Origin of the sequence: Pontibacter sp. SGAir0037 (assembly GCF_005491705.1) — a bacterium.
In the GTDB taxonomy this organism is placed as follows: Bacteria; Bacteroidota; Bacteroidia; order Cytophagales; family Hymenobacteraceae; genus Pontibacter.
Genome location: NZ_CP028092.1, coordinates 1,171,802 through 1,190,964, shown reverse-complemented (window position 1 = coordinate 1,190,964; position 19,163 = coordinate 1,171,802). Strand labels below are relative to the sequence as shown.

At 46.3% G+C, this 19,163-nt stretch carries 16 protein-coding genes; 4 read left to right on the top strand and 12 right to left on the bottom strand.

Annotation, left to right across the window (positions count from 1 at the left end):
• The first annotated feature begins 188 nt into the window (after positions 1–188).
• On the top strand, positions 189–524 hold the full coding sequence (locus C1N53_RS04930; protein ID WP_137758263.1) for a four-helix bundle copper-binding protein: 336 nt from the start codon (positions 189–191) through the stop codon (positions 522–524).
• A 70-nt stretch (positions 525–594) separates the two neighbouring features.
• Here the strand turns inward: C1N53_RS04930 and C1N53_RS04925 are convergent, their stop codons facing one another.
• From C1N53_RS04925 to C1N53_RS04870, 12 genes are all read right to left on the bottom strand, one after another.
• Positions 595–933 (bottom strand): phage holin family protein, encoded by a 339-nt coding sequence (locus C1N53_RS04925; RefSeq protein WP_137758262.1) that lies wholly within the window; start codon positions 931–933, stop codon positions 595–597.
• Positions 934–1,029: 96 nt separating this feature from the next.
• Positions 1,030–2,118 carry an agmatinase family protein gene (locus C1N53_RS04920; protein WP_137758261.1) on the bottom strand — a complete coding sequence of 363 codons (1,089 nt, stop codon included), beginning with the start codon at positions 2,116–2,118 and terminating at the stop codon, positions 1,030–1,032.
• The gene (gene speE, locus C1N53_RS04915) at positions 2,090–3,418 is read right to left on the bottom strand and encodes a polyamine aminopropyltransferase (RefSeq protein ID WP_137758260.1); all 1,329 of its coding nucleotides are present in this window, start codon (positions 3,416–3,418) and stop codon (positions 2,090–2,092) included. The genes C1N53_RS04920 and speE overlap by 29 nt, the downstream gene beginning before the upstream one ends.
• A 160-nt stretch (positions 3,419–3,578) precedes the next feature.
• Positions 3,579–4,418, bottom strand: coding sequence for a putative phage abortive infection protein (locus tag C1N53_RS04910; protein ID WP_137758259.1), 840 nt, complete (start codon positions 4,416–4,418; stop codon positions 3,579–3,581).
• Between the two features lie 61 nt (positions 4,419–4,479).
• Positions 4,480–5,124: a chemotaxis protein CheC gene (locus C1N53_RS04905; RefSeq protein WP_137758258.1), complete on the bottom strand. Its 645-nt coding sequence runs from the start codon at positions 5,122–5,124 to the stop codon at positions 4,480–4,482.
• Between the two features lie 5 nt (positions 5,125–5,129).
• Positions 5,130–6,800 (bottom strand): chemotaxis protein CheA, encoded by a 1,671-nt coding sequence (locus C1N53_RS04900; RefSeq protein WP_137758257.1) that lies wholly within the window; start codon positions 6,798–6,800, stop codon positions 5,130–5,132.
• Positions 6,797–7,906: a chemotaxis protein CheB gene (locus C1N53_RS04895; RefSeq protein ID WP_137761387.1), complete on the bottom strand. Its 1,110-nt coding sequence runs from the start codon at positions 7,904–7,906 to the stop codon at positions 6,797–6,799. The genes C1N53_RS04900 and C1N53_RS04895 overlap by 4 nt, the downstream gene beginning before the upstream one ends.
• Positions 7,907–7,949: 43 nt before the next feature.
• Positions 7,950–8,327, bottom strand: coding sequence for a response regulator (locus tag C1N53_RS04890; RefSeq protein WP_137758256.1), 378 nt, complete (start codon positions 8,325–8,327; stop codon positions 7,950–7,952).
• Positions 8,328–8,360: 33 nt separating this feature from the next.
• Complete coding sequence (locus C1N53_RS04885) at positions 8,361–8,933, bottom strand: chemotaxis protein CheW (protein WP_137758255.1); 573 nt, start codon at positions 8,931–8,933, stop codon at positions 8,361–8,363.
• A gap of 12 nt (positions 8,934–8,945) precedes the next feature.
• Positions 8,946–13,469 carry a HAMP domain-containing protein gene (locus C1N53_RS04880; RefSeq protein WP_137758254.1) on the bottom strand — a complete coding sequence of 1,508 codons (4,524 nt, stop codon included), beginning with the start codon at positions 13,467–13,469 and terminating at the stop codon, positions 8,946–8,948.
• 143 nt (positions 13,470–13,612) lie between these two features.
• Entirely contained in the window at positions 13,613–14,362 is a 750-nt protein-coding gene (locus tag C1N53_RS04875) for a ParA family protein (RefSeq protein ID WP_137758253.1), read from the bottom strand.
• A gap of 221 nt (positions 14,363–14,583) precedes the next feature.
• Positions 14,584–15,066 carry a histidine phosphatase family protein gene (locus C1N53_RS04870; protein WP_137758252.1) on the bottom strand — a complete coding sequence of 161 codons (483 nt, stop codon included), beginning with the start codon at positions 15,064–15,066 and terminating at the stop codon, positions 14,584–14,586.
• A 168-nt stretch (positions 15,067–15,234) separates the two neighbouring features.
• Here C1N53_RS04870 and topA point away from each other — a divergent pair, with 168 nt between their 5' ends.
• From topA to C1N53_RS04855, 3 genes are all read left to right on the top strand, one after another.
• On the top strand, positions 15,235–17,646 hold the full coding sequence (gene topA, locus C1N53_RS04865) for a type I DNA topoisomerase (protein ID WP_137758251.1): 2,412 nt from the start codon (positions 15,235–15,237) through the stop codon (positions 17,644–17,646).
• Between the two features lie 238 nt (positions 17,647–17,884).
• Positions 17,885–18,400 carry a hypothetical protein gene (locus C1N53_RS04860; protein WP_137758250.1) on the top strand — a complete coding sequence of 172 codons (516 nt, stop codon included), beginning with the start codon at positions 17,885–17,887 and terminating at the stop codon, positions 18,398–18,400.
• Between the two features lies 1 nt (position 18,401).
• Positions 18,402–19,157, top strand: coding sequence for an LVIVD repeat-containing protein (locus C1N53_RS04855; protein ID WP_137758249.1), 756 nt, complete (start codon positions 18,402–18,404; stop codon positions 19,155–19,157).
• Positions 19,158–19,163: the final 6 nt, after the last annotated feature.

The window sequence follows — 19,163 nt, the reverse complement described above, 5'->3', positions numbered from 1 at the left end:
ACTGCCTAACAACCTGCTGCTGGCTCTAGTTTAAAAACAGCCTGAAATTATAGTAAGGTTCTCCTGCTTCCTCTACAAAGATAATCAAATTCTTCTCCATCTTCAGAAGAACCGGCGCTGAAGCGTTCTTCAGAAACCCTTTAGCTGCCGCCTCCCGTATTTTAAAAGCAGTAACCAATAAATAAACTATGAAATCTGAAGAAACGAACGAACTACAACACATCCTCATTAAATGTATTACTGCCTGCGAAGCATGTGCTACTATGTGCCTTCAGGAGGATAATGTGAAAATGATGGTCCGCTGCATTATGCTCGACCGCGATTGTGCCGATATTTGTGCTCTAACATCTCGGTTTGTTGCCAGAAACTCTGCTCATGCCAAACATGTGATGCGGGAATGTATTGAGATTTGCCGCCTCTGCGAAGAGGAATGTCGCAAACACGACCATGATCACTGCCAGCATTGCGCCGACATTTGCAAGCAGTGCGCGAAAGCATGTGAAGAGTGGGTAAACAACCATTAATAGGCCATGCCAGTAAACGCAAAGGGGGGTGCAGCATGCTGCACCCCCCTTTGCGTTTACTGGGAACTTCTTATTTCTGGAATATCGCTTCCAGAATGGCGGTTAACACTGCAAGCACAAGACTGAAAAGCAGCGCCCACAAGAAGCCATCTACTATAAACCCGGCCACCAGTGCATCTGCTATGAGTATGATCACAGCATTGATAACTAGCAAGAAGAGCCCCAATGTAATAACTGTTACGGGTATGGTCAGAAAAATAAGAATTGGTTTTACAATGGCATTCAGCACTGCTAGCACTAGCGCCAGCAGCACGGCGCTCATTAAGCCGTCTATTCTTACACCAGGCAAAAACATAGCCGACATCATAGCAGCAGCTACCGTAATCAAAAACTTAATGATCAATCCCATGTTTATATAGTTAAGAAATAAGGCTTAAAAGTGTTTGGCTTAAGTATCATCACAATTTCCACTTTTCTAGTCCTTAAGTTTTTACAAGTACCCTTTCTAAGCTTCCAGGCGCTTTTGGGAAACAGCCATCCAGTTGCAAAGCTTATACAGCAGGCGCGCTCCTACGTTCCCGTTCCACTCGCTGTCGCCCGGAGCTACTTCGCATAAGTCGAAACCTATAATCTCACGGCCTGACTTTACCAGCGCCTTGATGAGGTATACCGCTTCTTCGAACTCTAACCCACCCGGAACCGGTGTGCCTGTAGCAGGGCAAAGTTTCGGATCCAGCCCATCGATGTCGAAGCTGATATAAACTTTTTGAGGAAGCTGCGCTATGATTTTCTTGCATTGTTTCTTCCATTTATCTCCTTCGTAGGCATTGGCTTTCAAAACAGAATCGTAGAAAACAGTGATACGCCCGTTCGATTGATCAGCCATTTCAGCCTCGCTTTGTGCCAGATCACGAATGCCAACCTGCACCAGCTTCTTTACCTGCGGCAGTTGCAGTGCGTTGTACATAATAGAGGCATGGGAATATGTAAAGTCTTCATAGGCTATCCGCAAATCGGCGTGTGCATCTATCTGAAGAATACCGAACTCCTCGTGCTTTTCGGCCAGCGCGTGCATGAGTCCCAGGGGTGTGCTGTGGTCGCCACCTAATACGCCAACCAGCTTTCCGTTCTCCAGGTGTGCCGCAGCTTTAGCCTTCAGCCATTGCAGCAGCTCCTCTCCTTTTGCGGTTACTTCTGATGTCAGGCGTTCATACTTGGCCCTGTCTGCTTCCGGGCTTCCTGCTTCCAGCCATCCAATGTACTCATCCGCTTTCAGCCTTAAGGCTTCGCTGGTTGAGGCCCATTCCTGCGATATCTCTTCCATTGCAATACCAAGCTTCCAGGCATCTTTAATGGCTGGATCAAATAAATCCAGCTGAGGAGAAGCATCTTTAACGGCCTGTGGCCCTTGTGCTGTTCCGGCGCTATAAGAAACGGTTACCTCCCACGGAACAGGTATAATTACAACCTCAGCTTCTTCAACTCCAAAAGGTAATCCAAATAAACCGCCACTGATATCGCCCACACCGTTTGGGTCGAATCCGGCTATCTTCTGCTCTTTTGTGCTAGTTGGTTGGTTCTGCTGAGTACTCATCTGTAACGTTGGTGGATTTAGAATTTAAAAGCTCCTTCACAAAATTTGGTAGTGCAAAGGCAGCTGTGTGAATGTTTTCGTTATAATATTTAAGGCCCTGGCTTCGGGCAAAACCGGCAGCTGCTTCTCTGTCGTACTGAAGTGGGTGCGAGTTTCCTTTGGAGGAATAAGAGAAGCTCCAGGTTCCTGTCGGATAGGTAGGTATTGCTGCTAAATAGCAATGCACCTTCTCTTCACCAAAAATCTGCTTATACGTGTCGTAGATTTCTACAAACACGGCACTGTTAAAGCGCGGCGATTCACTTTGTGTGATCATTACCCCGTCCGGGGTTAAGCAGCGGTATACCTGGCTGTAAAACTCGGCCGTAAACAAGCCCTCGCCCGGCCCCACAGGATCAGCAGAGTCTACAATTATCAGGTCATAACGGCCATCTTCGCATTCGTTGATGTATTTAATGCCGTCCTCCACTAAAAGATTCAGCCTTGGATTATCGAAAGCAACAGCCGTTTCGGGTAAATGCAATTTGCAGGCTTCAATTACCAACTCGTCGATTTCTACCAGCGTTACTTCTTCCAGTTGCTCGTGGCGAAGCAGTTCCCGTACCGTACCTCCGTCGCCCCCACCAATCACTAAAGCTCTTTTTGCTTTTGTATGGCTGAACATTGGCACATGAGTGATCATTTCATGATAAACATATTCATCTTTCTGTGTGCACATAACCATGCCATCCAGCGTCAGCATATTGCCATAGGCCAGCGTTTCGTAAATTTCCACACGCTGGTAAGGAGAGTCTTTTTTGTAAAGCTGGCGCCCGCTGTGCTTTAAAGATAAGGCAATGTTCTCGTCCCGCTCCGTAAACCACACATCACGCGTAATGGCTCCGGCAACTTCGGGCGGCTTGGGAGACACATCGCGCATGTTCTCAATATTAAAGTCGTTGCGCTTGAGCAGGTCGAGCTGGCCACGACGACACTCCATGGAAGAACCATGTCCTGCCTCGAAAGCTTCTTTTAAATACTTATAAGATACCCACGGATCAACAGAATCCCCACAGGTAAACAGGTCGACAGCAGCATAGCCGTACTCCGGCCAGGTATGAATAGCCAGGTGACTTTCCTGGATAACCACCACTCCGGAAACGCCATAGGGCGAAAAGTGATGAAAGGTACTATTAATAACTGTAGCTCCGGCAGTTTCCGCAGCAGCTACCATGCTGTTTTCTATATGAACTACATCGTTCATAAGCTCAGGAGAGCAATCGTAAAATTCAACTAAAATGTGTCTACCTAAGGCGTTCATTCAGTACTTATAAGTGGAAAAAAGATTTTGTGAGCGCAAAAAAACAAAAACAATACCTATAATCAAATTAGAACCAACGGAACACAGCTGTATTAAGTTATGAATCAATAGCTTATATTTTTATAAAATTGATAACAATGCCCATTCCCTGTTTTTGCGCTTACAGGTAATTTTCATCGTTTAGTTCTTGCTGCACAATCCTATCAACCTTTAGCTCATCCTTCAGGTCTTCAAACACATCAAAGGCATGGTCGATGTTATGGAATTCTACCAGCAGTTGATACCGCGCAACATGGTAAATAAGAAACAATTCAGACTGTGTAAAGCCAGCTTTGGTTATAAAACTGTAGTATTCTCCGGCATCTTGGGTCTCGGCACGGTAACGCTGTATGAGCTTAATCAGAACACTCAGGTTTTTCAGGTAAGGGTTCAGGCTGGTCTGGTAGAAACTGAAATGGTAGATAAAGTAGTCTTTGAAAAAGCTATGAAGCAGCTCCGGAGTTTTAGCGCTTTCCTCCTTCGTTCTCACTTTCTGCGTGAACGAGGAAAGAACTTTTTCCTGGAAGAAAACAAAGAAATTGGTGCCGGACCATTCGCTCTTATTGATGTCGTAGGCTGTGAGCGAATTAATAATATCGTTGTGCTTGTTTAAAAAGCTGATGTAAAGGGTTGAGAAATTCTGTTGCTGAAAGATCTTCTGTGTTTTATGCAGTTCTATGCGCTGTAGCTCAAATTCCCGCTTCTGATAAGTAAGGGTGGCAAAGAAGAGGAATACGCCTGCCAATGCCCACAACGAGCCTACAATTCCGCCGATAAACTCTCCGAATTCACCAAAAACAATACCAACCTCTTCGTTTGCCCCTGTAGCGATCAGCGTGACAAGATCAAACATTATAATGCCCCAGAATAATACAATAGCTCCCGCAGCAATCAGTATATACCCGGTAATCTCATATCTGCTTAATTTGTTTGGTGTTGATGGCAAGGTAATGTCAGACAATTAAAAGTTCTATATTAAAAGTATAAGGGCTACAAAAACCTGGTTTATGTAGCCCTTATACTCAATCGCTTTCCATCATGTTTTTCTTATCGATGCTAAAAGTCCTGATAATATCCAGGATTTTTAGCAGGGTATTGGTGTCGAAAAAGAGCAGCAGCGGCAATTCAACTTTTTTAGAGTTATGGGTGAATTGGGTAAGAACTGTGAAAACCAGCGGCTGGAAAAGCGGATGCTGTACCAGTATATCCTTCAGCGATTCCGCAATATGATTTTTAGGGGCCTTTGGCGGTGATCCGTAGATGCTTGATTTCAATATATTGGCTAGCTGGGTAACCAGGGCTCCAGTAATAATATTGCTTATTTCCAGCAAAAGAGACTCCTGCATCACACTCATTACCCCCTGCTGCACCTCCACCATGTTCAGGCATACCTCAGAAAGCATTTTTATATGGTCATCGGAAAAAAGCATCAGCGTAGCGCCGTTAAAATCGCCTTTTATATCAGACTGTATAATTACATGTGTGTCTTCATACTTGGTTACAAGCTGAATCAGATCTTTCACTTCGATAAGCTGGATATCAGGCACTTTAAGTAAAACCCTGTCTTTAGCTATTACAGCAAAAGAATCTGCAGCTCTGGCCAAGCCGATGTTGAGGATTTCTTTAATGATATCCCGCTCCAATTCAGTCACATGAGGCTCCATCATAGTTGTCATGTTAGTAGATTATTATGTTTTGTACCTGCTTCCTGCCTCCTGCTAATAAAAAAGCGTGTGATTGCAGGCACATCTAATACCAGGCACACTTTGCCTGTTCCTAATAATGTTACTCCGCCGTAAATATCGATTGTATCCAGGGGTTTGCTCAGGGGCTTTACAACAATATCCTGCTGCCTGTAAAACTTATCTACAATTAAGCCGAGCTTCCTGTTATTGTACGATACAATCACAATGTTCTGCACCTGCCCTCTCAGCTTGGTTTTATTTCCGAGGTGCATCGTGGTCATATCTGCATTCAGCAGCTCATTCAGGTAGATGATCGTTACGGTCTCACCTTTAACCTCGGCTACTAATACATCTCCCACTTCGTGCAGCTCATCTTTGTCCAGTGCTATCACAGATTCTGTATGCATCAGCGGAATAGCATAAAAAATCTCATCTACTTCAAAAAGCAATGCTCCTTTTACCGCAATCGAAGTAGGTAACTGCATGGTAAACGTAGTACCCTTTCCCTTTGCAGAGTCTACATAAATTCTGCCACCTATCGAGTCGATGGCATTTTTTACGACATCCAGGCCTACACCCCTTCCTGAAAACTCGGTTACTTCTTTCGCTAACGAAAAACCGGGTTCGAACAGAAAAGAAAAAATTTCTGTGTCAGACAGATCGTTCACCACATCTGCTGCTACCATTTGCCTGTCTACGGCAGCCCTTTTCACCTGCTTCAGATCAATGCCTTTGCCATCATCGATCAGCTTAATGATTACATTGTCGCGATCGTTGCGGGCCGTTAACGCTAACTGGCCTGCCTTTGGCTTTCCTTTCTTCTCACGGTCTTCCGGCTTCTCTATGCCGTGGGTAATCGCATTCCGGACCAGGTGCAACAGCGAATCGGTAATAATCTGCAGAATATTCCGGTCTATCTGGATATCCTGCCCCGCCAGCTCCAGATCCACCTCCTTTTTCTCGGCGGTGGCCACATCCCGGACAATTCTCGGAAACTTGTTAAACAGTGATCCAACACTAACCAGCCGTGCATCCATCACGCTGTACTGCAGATCTTCCGTAATACGGTACAGGTGTGAACTTACATTTTTTAGCTCATCATTATTCAGGTCGCGGCTGATCGAAAGGATACGGTCGCGGTCGATCATCAGCTCACCCACCAGGTTCATGAGGTGGTCCAGCTTTTTGATCTGAATATAAACCAGCTCTGAAAGCGAAAGGTTTTTAGTAGTATTATACTTCTGAACCTTCGCCAGTTCAATGGTGCTGTCCGACAGACTATCAACTATAATATCCAGGTTGCGCAGCAGCACTGGGTCCGGATTGCCATAGTCGGGATTATCTATATTAAAGATCAGCTCCCCCAGCAGGTCTATACCATCAAATAGTACGGTTACAACTTCGTCGCTAAAACTAAGCTCTTTGTTCCGGATCAGGCTGAACGCTGTTTCCAGCTTGTGCGACAGATCAGAGATTTGCAGATAGCCAATAGCTTTTGCATTCGCTTTCAGGTTATGAAGCAAACGGAATATCTCCGCCAGGGTTTGATCGTTCTGCGGCTTTCGCTCTAACTCGCTGATATGCCTGTTCAGGGCATCAAAGTACTCCAGCGCCTCAGCTAAAAATATTTCTTTATATTCCTGTTCTCTCGATTTCATCTAATGCCGCCAGTTAAACTGACCTCATGCAGCGGTGCCTGATAATTATTTATAAAACCTGGTATTTCAGACAGTGACAATACTTTATGTATATAGCCACCCTCTATAGCCGATTTGGCCATACCGAAAATAGCTGATGATGCTTCGTCCTGGGCTATGATAAGCCCGCCTCTTTTCCGGATCAGGCTGGCACCTAAGGTACCGTCTTTCCCCATACCTGTTAAAATTACGCCTATTACGTTTTTAACAGCACTCTCAGCTACAGACTTCATCAGCAAGTCAACTGATGGCTGGTCTTCTGCTACGGTGGGCTCATGCGTAAAACCAACCTTCAAGTTCGCTTTACTACCCATCACAGACTGCATCACCATATTGCGGCCGCCCGGTGCCACTATTATTTTACCTGCCTTCAGGCTCATGCCAGCCTTTCCCTCCATCACACTCAATGGCGTAAGCTCCTGCAGTCGCCTGGTGAAAGATTTTGTAAACTGAGCAGGCAGGTGAACTGCAATCAGAACAGCTGCCTTTAAATCCGGCTTTAGGTGCTTCACAATAGCCTCTATTGCCTGGGTGCCTCCGGTAGAGGCGCCAATAACAAATACAGTATCTACTGCACCTGCCCTATGCTTGGCTTCTTTTACGGTTAAGCGGGCTTCCTGCAGCAAATGCTGCATAACCACCTGCATATCCCGTTGCTCAGAATGCCGAACAGCCTTTACTTTCCGGAGTACCTCATCCTGTATAGACCTGTAGTTTGGTCTGAAAACACCAGGCTTTACGATCAGGGCATACACACCTAATTGTATCACCTGCTGTACCAGCTCCAGCGTCAGTTTATGTTCATCTACCAGTAAAAGTACAGGGGTAGTAAACAGGTTAAACACCTTTTCCAGGGTAGTCAAGCAATTACTACCGGGCATATCCATATCAATAATTGCAACATCTGTCCGGACAAGGCTTAACTTTGCCAGTAAGGCCTCTCCGTCAGCTACTGCCCCTACTACCCGGATATCATTCTGAGAGCCAAGGATATCTTCTAACACCAACCTCCCGTAGCTTGATTTATCTGCTATTAAAACATTTAAAATACTCGCCTGCTCTTGCACTAACCTTCCCTCCAAAATTTACTCCTGAAAAACTGAAGCCGGATTATTCGCTTTTAGGTTCTTCAGCCAATACTTTACTGACTACTTCCAGTACCTTTTCTTCTGAAAAAGGCTTTACAATATAGGATTGGGCACCATATTCCATTGCTTCGTTCACGATCACCTCCTGGCCGACAGCACTTACGATAATTACTTTCATGTCTGGCTGCTCACCTTTAATACCTTTCAGTACGTCGAGACCTGTATTATCAGGCAAGATAACATCCAGTGTAATTAAATCAGGTTTTGTTTCTTTTGCCAGTTCCAGCGCTGTTTGTCCGTTCGGAGCTTCGCCTACCACTTCGTAACCTGCATCAGTCAGCATGTTCTTCAACATAGTGCGCATGTAGAAAGAATCATCTACAATCAGTATTCTTTTCATATATATGGAGTTGATACTTTAAATGTGTCTTTTTTATCCTGCCAGCTCTTTTATCTCATCATGGGTAAGTATTTTGTACATATCCAGGATAATAATCAGGCGGTTGTCTACTTTGGCAATACCTTCAATATAGTTTTCATTGACATTGATATCCTGCAGAAAAGCAGGTGATCTGTCGATTTTGGAAGAGCCAATGTTCATAGACTGAGGCACCTCTTTTACTACTACCCCAATACTGTATTCTTTGGCTTCAATTACCAGGGTATAAGTGGTGTTGGAGGCGAGTACTCCTTCTTCTGCAACAGGTCTTATGCCAAACCGTTCCTCCAGATCCATAATGGCAATAATATCGCCGCGAACATTGGCTACACCCTTAATGAAGTGCGGCGTGCGGGGCATTCGGGTAATACCTGGAGTTACCGTTACCTCCCGCACCTGCTCTATCCGGATAGCGTATTCTTCGGCTCCGAGCTTAAAGACAATGATGTGGACCATTTCTTCCACAACATGCTTTTTCGTCTCTACTTCCTTTTCTTTAGAAGTGAGCGCAATGGCAGTATCTACCACCGGCTCTTCTTCTGTCGCTTTTTCTTTCTCCTTTTTCATCCGCCAGAAATATTATCTCAGCTTGTTATCTCCAGATTTGCCATTACCGGTTGCTTGTCTGCTATTGCCTGTCAGCTGCTTTACAGCGTTGCGGCTGGGAATAGAAGTAAGCCTGCGGTTATTGCCATTGCTGAAAACAAGGTTTCCATCAATAAGTTTAAAGGCAGAGATACTGATCTGCAGGTCGGCCGCAATGTCGTTCAGGTTCTGAGAAGAAGAGGTAAGTTCCTGCATCGAAGCCGACAGCTGCTTAGCTGTACTTGCTACCTGCTGTGTACCCGAAGCGGTCTGCTCGGCAATGGCTACCACTTCTTCCACGTATTTCACAACGTCGCCAATAGAAGACTTCTGTACTTCTGTTGCCGTTAAGATATCCTGGGCTGTACGAAGTGTTTCACCACTTGATGCCGCAATGTTTTTAAAGGCTCCGGAAGCTTCAAAAGTTGCATTCTTACCTTTCAATACACGGCCTTCCATGGTAGAGATCGCTGTCGCGGCAGAGGCAGTATCTTTCTTCACATCGTCTACCAGTGTAGATATTTCATTTGCCGACTTACGTGATCCTTCGGCCAGTTTCCTGATCTCTTCGGCAACCACCGCAAAACCTCTACCGGCCTCACCTGCTCTGGCCGCCTCAATGGCAGCATTCAAAGCAAGCAGGTTAGTCTGGGCAGCAATGTCGGTGATTACACCCAATGATTTCGATATTTCCTGAGAACGGGCACTTAGTACCTCAATAGTTTTAGAAGTAAGGGCTGCAGAGCTGGAAATTTCTTCCATGTTCTTCACCACTTCCGCCACTGTTTTAAGACCTAACTGCGAGGTTTCCTCACCCAGTAAAGCTGATTTGTTCACAACTTCAGCACGGTTGGCCGTTTCTTTAGTTGCTTTCATGATCTCTTCTATCAGCTTAAAGGCCTGATCCGTTTTAAGCGCTTGGTTTTGTGCACCTTCAGCCATTTGTTGCATTGCAAGGGCCACATCCAGCGTTACTCGGTTCATTTCCAGACCTTTGCCGGCCATTTCTTCAGAAGAGCTACCTACTACCAGCGAAGAATCATTGATTTCACCCAGCAGGGCATTCAGGTTATCTACTGCCAGGTTCAGGGCGTTGGCCATATCCAGAATATCACCGGCTGTATGGGCCTCCACTTTCTGCGTAAGATCACCTTCAGAAATGGCACGCACTACGCGGGAAACTTCCAGTACTGGCGTTACAATCGACTCAAGCAGGTCGTTAAGGGTATCTACCAGTTCTTTCCAACTGCCGCCCACTCCTTGTAAAGTAGCACGCTCTGTCAGCTTACCTTCCACACCTGCTACTCTGGCCACACGGCTTACCTCTCCGGCTAGTCGGTTCAGGTCAATCACCATGGTGTTGATCGTCTCGGCCAGCTCCGCAACTTCGCCTTTCGCTTCCAGTTTCAGTTTCTGCGTCAGGTCACCTTTCGATACTGCTGTTACTACATTTACGATACCTCTTACCTGTGTTGTCAGGTTAGACGCCATGGTGTTTACGTTATCGGTCAGGTCTTTCCAGACACCGGCCACACTCGGTACATTGGCTTGTCCGCCCAACTTACCCTCGGTACCCACTTCAAGTGCCACACGAGTTACCTCACCGGCAAACACATTCAGGTAATCAACCAGCTGGTTGATATTCTCCTTCAGTTCACCCAACTCTCCTTTTACATCCACGGACACTTTCTGGGTCAGATCGCCTTTCGCTATAGCTGTAGCTACTTTGGCAATATCACGCACCTGGTAAGTCAGGTTGCTGGCCATGGTGTTTACATTATCGGTCAGCTCTTTCCAGGTACCACGTACTTTCGGCACGTTTGCCTGACCGCCCAGCTTACCTTCTGTACCCACTTCACGGGCCACTCTTGTTACTTCATCAGCAAATATGTTGAGCGAGTCCACCATCTGGTTCAGGTTCTCTTTCAGATCAAGGAGCTCACCTTTCACATCTACCGTTATTTTCTGCCTTAAATCACCTTTCGCCACTGCCGTTGCTACGTTAGCAATATCACGCACCTGCAGGGTCAGGTTAGAGGCCATGGTATTCACATTATCAGTAAGCGATTTCCAGGTACCGGCTACGTTTGGCACCACCGCCTGTCCGCCCAGCTTACCCTCAGTACCCACTTCACGGGCCACACGGGTTACCTCACCGGCAAAGATGTTGAGCGAGTCCACCATCTGGTTCAGGTTCTCCTTCAGGGACAGCATCTCACCTTTCACATCCACATTGATCTTCTGGGTCAGGTCGCCCTGCGCCACCGCCGTTGCCACGTTGGCAATGTCACGTACCTGAGAGGTAAGGTTACCCGCCATGGAGTTAACATTGTCAGTCAGATCTTTCCAAACACCACCAACATTCGGCACCACCGCCTGGCCGCCCAGTTTACCCTCAGTACCCACTTCACGGGCCACGCGGGTTACCTCACCGGCAAAGATGTTGAGCGAGTCCACCATTTGGTTCAGGTTCTCTTTCAGATCCATCAGCTCACCTTTCACATCTACTGTGATCTTCTGAGTCAGGTCGCCCTGGGCCACTGCCGTTGCCACGTTGGCAATGTCACGCATCTGCGCCGTCAGGTTACTGGCCATGGTGTTTACGTTGTCGGTCAGGTCTTTCCAAACACCTCCCACGTTCGGCACTGTTGCCTGTCCGCCCAGTTTACCCTCGGTACCCACTTCACGGGCCACACGCGTTACCTCGTCGGAGAAGATGTTGAGCGAGTCCACCATCTGGTTAATGTTCACCTTCAGCTCAGCCAGCTCACCACGCACATTTACAGTAATTTTCTGTGTTAAGTCGCCTTTCGCTACTGCTGTTGCCACATTAGCGATGTCACGCATCTGGGCCGTCAGGTTGCTGGCCATGTAGTTCACGTTATCTGTTAGTTCTTTCCAGATACCGGCTACATTCGGCACATTTGCCTGACCACCCAATATACCTTCGGTGCCTACCTCACGTGCCACACGCGTTACTTCCGCGCCAAACACGTTCAGCCTGTCCACCATCGCATTTAATATATCTTTTAGATCACCCAGTTCCCCCTTCACATCAACAGATACTTTCTGTGTCAGGTCGCCTTTCGCCACAGCCGTTGCTACGTTAGCAATGTCGCGCACCTGCGAGGTCAGGTTGCTGGTCATCAGGTTTACATTGTCAGTAAGTTCTTTCCAGGTTCCTTCTACACGAGGTACATTGGCCTGTCCCCCCAGCTTCCCTTCGGTACCTACCTCACGTGCCACGCGGGTTACCTCACCGGCAAAAATATTAAGCGAGTCCACCATCGCATTCAGGATATCCTTCAGCTCGGCAATCTCACCTTTTACATTTACAGTAATTTTTTGTGTTAAGTCTCCTTTCGCCACCGCGGTTGCCACGTTGGCAATGTCGCGCATCTGAGACGTCAGGTTGCTGGCCATGGTGTTTACGTTGTCGGTCAGGCCTTTCCAAACACCGGCCACATTCGGCACTTTCGCCTGGCCGCCCAACCTACCCTCTGTACCCACTTCACGGGCCACACGGGTTACCTCGTCAGCAAAAATGTTGAGCGAGTCCACCATCTGGTTCACGTTATCCTTCAACTGCTCAAACTCACCACGCACGTCCACAGATACTTTCTGGGTCAGGTTACCCTGAGCCACACCAATCGCCACTTTCGCAATATCGCGCACCTGCAGGGTCAGGTTGCTGGCCATGGTGTTCACGTTGTCGGTCAGATCTTTCCAGACACCGGCCACGTTTGGCACAGATGCCTGTCCGCCCAATTTACCCTCGGTACCCACTTCGAGTGCCACACGGGTTACCTCACCGGCAAACAGGTTCAGGTTATCAATCGTGCGGTTAATGGTTTCGGCCATCACTTTAAAGTCACCCGAAACAGGAATCTGGAATGTTTCGTCCAGGTTACCCCTGGAAATATTCTTCAGTACTTTACCCACCTCGAGTACCGGAACAGCAATGGAATCCACCAGGCCATTGATGTTATTGATCATATCTTTCCAGAAACCGGAAGCGTTCTCGGCAGAAGCCCGGGCTTTCAAGTTACCCTCTACTCCGGCTACTTTAGAGATACGCGACACTTCGCCACCTACACCACCGATCATTTCCACCATCGAGTTGTAGGCTTCGGCTATTTCCGCAAAAATGTCGTTGTTCTGTTTGGTGAGGCGAACAGAGATATCTCCTTTTTTAAAGGCATCCAGCGCGTAAAGCACTTTATTAAGTTGCTCACTTATATACTCTGAGTTCTGGGGCAGTACCTGCTTCTTTTTAGTATTAGCATTACCAACGTCAGCCATTGTCGCAGTTCCGTTTCTTTCGGCGGCAGGAGTTGCTTCTTTAGTAGCTGTTTCTTGTACGGGTGCATCGGCAGCAGGCGTAGCAGGAGCCTCTGTTATAGTAGCAGTGGGCGTCTTACTTTCTTGCTTGGCTTTTGCAACAGGATTTTTTTCTTGCTTGGCTTCTTCACTTATGAGCTTGTCTTTGCTCAACTTCAGGTTTTTTCCTAAGGCCATATAAGTTTTCTTGAGTTGGGTATCTTCTATAAACCAATCAAAGCTAATGCGAAACCGTAGTTTGTATTAGTGCTTTGCCTGGGTGTTTGATTAATGCGATAATCAAAATTAAAAAATTGTTTTAAAACAACAGCTAATTGCTGTCACGACGCCTCCAAAAACTCGGCTGCCAACGCCTTATAATCCTTTGCCCCGTTCGAAGAGGGATCATAGTCCAGCACACTTTTACCGAACGAGGGAGCCTCTGCTAACTTAACATTTAAGCGTATCTGGCTCTTAAAGATTTTCTCTTTGATGTTTTCCTGCAGGTACTCGAGCACTTCCTGGCTCAGCTTTCTCCTGATATCAAACATCACCACTACGACTCCTTTAATTTTAAGTTTTGGGTTAAAGGCCTTTTTTACCTTGTTAACGGTATTCATTATCTGGTCAAGGCCCTGCAGGGTAAGCACTTCCATTTGTAACGGAACCAGTACTTCCTGCGCGGCAGTTAGTGCATTCAGCGTTAGCACGGAGAGGGATGGAGGACAATCGATCAACACATAGTCAAAGCCTTTCGTTTCAGAAAGTATTTTTTTCAGGAATTTTTCTCTTTCTTCCTGTGTCACCAGCGAAATTTCCACATCCACCAGGTCGTTGGAGCCGGGGGCAACCCAAAGCCCGTCCTTTTCCACCAGTATATCCTTTAGCGCTTTGTTGCCCAGAAAAACATCCGCCAGCGTAGCATCCGGATTGGCTACAGCAAGCGAATAAGAAAGATTGCTCTGAGGGTCAAGATCTACCAGCAACACCTTTTTACCAGCTTTACTCAGCGCACTACCTAAATTAATAGTGGTAGTAGTTTTGCCGGTACCACCTTTCTGGTTAATGACTGCTACAACAGTTGTCTTCATATAGCGATTAAGGTTGCACAAATTTCAGAGCAGATTGCCTGAAAACTGCTAAAGCTATCAAAATTAATGGAAATCTGAAAATATTTATCCATCTGTATATAGTTAGAACAGGAGCCCTTCCATAAGCCGGAATAATAATTATCTAAAAATTAAAGGCTTATAAAGCAGGAACCGGAACATACTTATTTAAATGAGCTAAAATGGGAAAGTAAAACAAATTATTACATATTGCTACTCATTAAGGTGCCGGTCGTAAAATGAACTTCTTCCCATTTTTCGAGCTTAATGGAAACAGCAAGCACCTGGGCCGGCTCCAGGTAACCAATGCGCTTGTCGGTTAAGGTTCTGCCAAGCTGTGTTACACCTGGGTTATGCGATACAACCAGTACATTGGTCACGCTCTCAGGCAAACGGCTCAGGGCACCTATAAGCTGCGACTCCCGCGGATTGTATAAATCCGGATCGTAGGTTATATTTTCGTCTTCGAAGTACAGCCTGCCGGCAATAATACCAGCCGTGGTGCGGGTCCTGTTAGAGGGGCTTGCAAGTATGGCATCTACTTTGCGGAAGTGATCCCGCAGCCATTGCCCGGCAAGATGGGCCTGGTGGATGCCGTCTTTTGTTAGTTCTCGTTCAAAGTCTGGTCGCAGTGGAAAGGGATCACTTGCTTCTGCATGGCGGCAGATCAGAACATTTCTTTGCATATCTTTCGATAGTGGGTACGTATAGATGCTTAGCTGCTATTTGTTCAGATTAAATGTAATATATTTTTTTGTAAAACCATGTTATACGATTGTTGTTGTAATTGTTTAAAAAAATATATGAACTTTGGGCAAATTAATTTTTGTACAGTTCGACTGTAAAAATATAGGATGATTAAAAACTTAGTAATAGTAGAGTCGCCTGCCAAGGCCAAAACGATTGAAGGGTATCTGGGGAAAGATTTTGTAGTGAAGTCTAGTTTCGGCCACGTGCGTGATTTACCCAAGGATAATAATGCCATTGATGTAAAAAATGGTTTTAAACCTACGTATGTCATCTCAAGCGATAAAAAGGATGTGGTGGCACAGCTTCGTAAGCTTGCCAAGGAAGCGGAAACTGTGTGGCTGGCATCGGACGATGATCGCGAGGGAGAAGCTATATCCTGGCACCTGACGGAGGCTCTGAATCTTAACAATAAACAAACACGCCGCATCGTATTCCGGGAAATCACTAAAAATGCTATCCTGAATGCCATTAGCTCACCGCGCGGCATAGACATGGACCTGGTGAATGCACAGCAGGCGCGCCGTATCTTGGACCGTTTGGTAGGTTTTGAACTATCTCCTGTACTCTGGAAAAAAATAAAGACGGGCCTTTCTGCGGGACGTGTGCAGTCCGTGGCTGTACGCCTGGTGGTGGAGCGTGAGCGTGAAATCGATCGCTTTAAGGCCGAATCGTCGTTTAAAGTAACTGCTTCTTTCGATGTGCAGGGTAAAGTTCTGGAAGCAGAATTGCCTGCCAAATTTAAAACGGAAGACGAAGCGCAGGCTTTTCTTCAGGGTTGTGTAGGCGCTGCCTATACAATAGAGAACCTGGAGACCAAGCCTCTGAAGAGGACTCCTGCTCCGCCTTTTACTACTTCTACCCTGCAGCAGGAGGCCAGCCGTAAATTATATTTTTCGGTAGCACAGACAATGTCTATTGCTCAGAAACTGTACGAAGCTGGTAAGATCTCCTACATGCGTACCGACTCTGTTAACTTATCGGAAGATGCCATTCAGTCGGCCTCCTCTGCCATAGCTAACTCTTTCGGTGAGCGCTTTGTAAAAACACGGCGTTTCAAAACAAAGAACCAGTCGGCCCAGGAAGCGCACGAAGCTATTCGCCCAACCGATTTTTCGGCCATGGTAGCCAGCAGCGACCGTAACGAGCAACGCCTGTACGAGTTGATCTGGAAACGTGCCATTGCCTCTCAAATGGCTGATGCAGAAATTGAGAAAACGACTGCGACCATCGGTATCTCAACACGCCCGGATAAATTAGTGGCGACAGGCGAGGTAATTAAATTCGAAGGTTTCCTGAAAGTATACATAGAGTCGAAAGACGATGAAGAGCAGCAGGACGATGATGTAAAAGGCATGTTGCCTCCTTTGTCTATCGGTCAAGCACTTGGTTTACGCCAAATGCTGGCAACACAGCGCTACTCCCGCCCTGCCCCGCGCTATACTGAAGCCAGTCTGGTAAAAAAGCTGGAAGAAATGGGTATAGGCAGACCATCTACCTATGCGCCTACTATTTCTACCATCCAGAAAAGAGGTTATGTAGAAAAGGACAGCCGTGAAGGTAAAGAACGTAATTTCCAGGTAATCACCCTGAAAAGTGACAATATTTCAACCCAAACTAAAACAGAAATAACCGGTGCCGAAAAAGCAAAACTGTTTCCGACAGACATGGCAATGGTGGTAAACGATTTCCTGGTGGAGCACTTCCCGAACGTGATCGACTTTTCGTTCACAGCACGGGTAGAAGCTGAGTTTGATGAGATTGCCCATGGTCAGCAGGAGTGGGAAGGAATGCTTGAGAATTTTTACAACAAGTTCCACCAGCGCATCGAGTCCAGTGAAAGCATTTCCAGGGCCGATGTTTCCGGCGCCAGGGAGTTGGGCACTGATCCTGCTACCGGAAAGACTATTGTGGCTAAGCTCGGGCGGTTTGGACCTTATGTGCAGCTTGGCGAAGAAAACGAGGAAACCGGAGAGAAGCCTGTTTATGCCAGTTTGCGCAAAGGCCAGTTTATCGAAAGCCTTGCCTTAGAAGATGCACTGGAACTTTTTAAGCTGCCGAGGGTGGTGGGCAATTACGAAGAAAAAGACATGACCGCTGCTATTGGTCGTTTTGGTCCGTATATCCGCCACAACAGCAAGTTTTACTCCCTGCCCAAGCACCTGGACCCACAAACAGTAACAGCAGAAGAAGCCATAGAGCTGATTGAAGCGAAGCGCAAGGCCGATGCAGAAAAACTGATCAAGGATTTTCCGGAAAATCCGGACGTACAAGTACTGAACGGACGGTATGGACCTTATATCGTGGTAGGCAAGAAGAATGTTAAAATTCCGAAAGACAAAGAGCCGACGGAGCTAACGCTTGAAGAATGCCTGGAACTGGCAGAGAAAACACCGGAGAAGAAAGGCAGAGGAGGCTTTAAGAAAAAAGCAGAGCCTGCTGACGAGAAAAAACCAGCTGCAAAAAAAACTGCGGCTAAAAAACCTGCCGCAAAGAAGGCAGCTCCAAAGAAGAAGTAACAATACCCTTTCTTATAAAGGCCCGGTAGACGAACTTGAAACAGATTCTTCTACCGGGCTTTTTTTGTTGAACAATAAATTAGATTTGCTTAATATAATATTTTTACTAATTTTATTACTATTAAGTAGCCTGAAGCCAGCAGCTTGTAGTGCTACAATGAAAGAAATACTAATGCTTTTCCTGTTCGTACCCGAATGCTGACCAGGATGAACTCTGAACGCTTTTCACCTTTTTGCTATGAAGAAAAAACTCTTTTACGCTAGTATGGTATTGCTGTTACCCCTGCTAACGGCTTGTCCGATGCCTCCCGAGCCCCAGCCCTTCTCAGAGTATACCCCAATATTGATGAGCCGAAGCCAGCTGGAACAATCTGTTGTAAAAAAGACTCCCCAGCCTATTGTGAATCCAGGCAAGATTTACAGCTACGGGCAGTATATTCTTATTAACGAACAGTATAAAGGCATTCATATCATCAACAACCTCGACAGAAAACGCCCCGAAAACATTGCTTTTATCCAGGTTCCCGGATGCATGGATTTTGCAGTCAAGAACAACATGCTTTATGTAGATAATGCTGTGGATCTTGTCGCTATTAACATTCAGGATATCAATAATATTCAGACAACAAAACGGGTAAAAGACGCTTTGCCTGCACCTCTTTCACCAGACAATCTTCCGAGCGAACTTTTAACTCTCCAGGATGCGCCGGCAGATGCTATTGTAGTTGGTTGGGAACCTAAACAAAAAAAGTAAGATGAAAAAGTTAAACCTCTGTATTTCTGCCGTATGTATCGTGCTGGCCACTTTGCAATCCTGCGAAACCGATTCATCTTCTATAGCGCGCGAAGCAGTATCTCCGACAGGTAAGGGTGGCTCTATGGCCCGTTTTGCAGTAAGCGGTGACTACCTGTACACAGTAGATAACAACAACCTTAACCTGTTCAACATCACCAGCCCTACCGACCCTGTAAAAGAAAAAACCGTTCCTTTGTCTTTTGGAGTAGAAACCATCTTTCCATTTGAAGATAAGCTTTTTGTAGGCACCCAGACAGGTATGCATATTCTGAGTGTTGAGAATCCGGCTTCGCCGCAGGAATTGTCACATTATAGCCACACCTTCAGCTGCGATCCTGTTGTTACAGATGGACGTTATGCCTACGTTACCTTACGAACAGGAACAAATTGTGGAAGGGCCATCAACGAGCTACAAATAATTGATATTCAAAACATCACAAACCCAGTGCTGAAAAGCCAGTACCAGATGGTTAACCCGATGGGACTGGGAATAGATGGCAACAACTTGTTTGTCTGTGATGATGGTCTGAAGATGTATGATGCCTCCAATGTTAATGCGATCACCCTGAAAAAACACTTTAACATCAACGCATTTGATGTGATTCCAGACAAGGGGAATTTACTGGTGGTTGGAAGCGATGGCTTTTACCAGTATCAGTATCTGGGTGAAAGCCTGGAGCTATTAAGCAAAATTACAATTCAGCCATCCTCCTAACGAGAG

Excerpts from the sequence above, each read along its gene's own strand:
- C1N53_RS04930 (WP_137758263.1), top strand. The coding sequence starts at position 189 with ATGAAATCTGAAGAAACGAACGAACTACAACACATCCTCATTAAATGT.
- C1N53_RS04925 (WP_137758262.1), bottom strand. The coding sequence starts at position 933 with ATGGGATTGATCATTAAGTTTTTGATTACGGTAGCTGCTGCTATGATG.
- C1N53_RS04920 (WP_137758261.1), bottom strand. The coding sequence starts at position 2,118 with ATGAGTACTCAGCAGAACCAACCAACTAGCACAAAAGAGCAGAAGATA.
- speE (WP_137758260.1), bottom strand. The coding sequence starts at position 3,418 with ATGAACGCCTTAGGTAGACACATTTTAGTTGAATTTTACGATTGCTCT.
- C1N53_RS04905 (WP_137758258.1), bottom strand. The coding sequence starts at position 5,124 with ATGATGGAGCCTCATGTGACTGAATTGGAGCGGGATATCATTAAAGAA.
- C1N53_RS04900 (WP_137758257.1), bottom strand. The coding sequence starts at position 6,800 with ATGAAATCGAGAGAACAGGAATATAAAGAAATATTTTTAGCTGAGGCG.
- C1N53_RS04890 (WP_137758256.1), bottom strand. The coding sequence starts at position 8,327 with ATGAAAAGAATACTGATTGTAGATGATTCTTTCTACATGCGCACTATG.
- C1N53_RS04885 (WP_137758255.1), bottom strand. The coding sequence starts at position 8,933 with ATGAAAAAGGAGAAAGAAAAAGCGACAGAAGAAGAGCCGGTGGTAGAT.
- C1N53_RS04880 (WP_137758254.1), bottom strand. The coding sequence starts at position 13,469 with ATGGCCTTAGGAAAAAACCTGAAGTTGAGCAAAGACAAGCTCATAAGT.
- C1N53_RS04875 (WP_137758253.1), bottom strand. The coding sequence starts at position 14,362 with ATGAAGACAACTGTTGTAGCAGTCATTAACCAGAAAGGTGGTACCGGC.
- C1N53_RS04870 (WP_137758252.1), bottom strand. The coding sequence starts at position 15,066 with ATGCAAAGAAATGTTCTGATCTGCCGCCATGCAGAAGCAAGTGATCCC.
- topA (WP_137758251.1), top strand. The coding sequence starts at position 15,235 with ATGATTAAAAACTTAGTAATAGTAGAGTCGCCTGCCAAGGCCAAAACG.
- C1N53_RS04860 (WP_137758250.1), top strand. The coding sequence starts at position 17,885 with ATGAAGAAAAAACTCTTTTACGCTAGTATGGTATTGCTGTTACCCCTG.
- C1N53_RS04855 (WP_137758249.1), top strand. The coding sequence starts at position 18,402 with ATGAAAAAGTTAAACCTCTGTATTTCTGCCGTATGTATCGTGCTGGCC.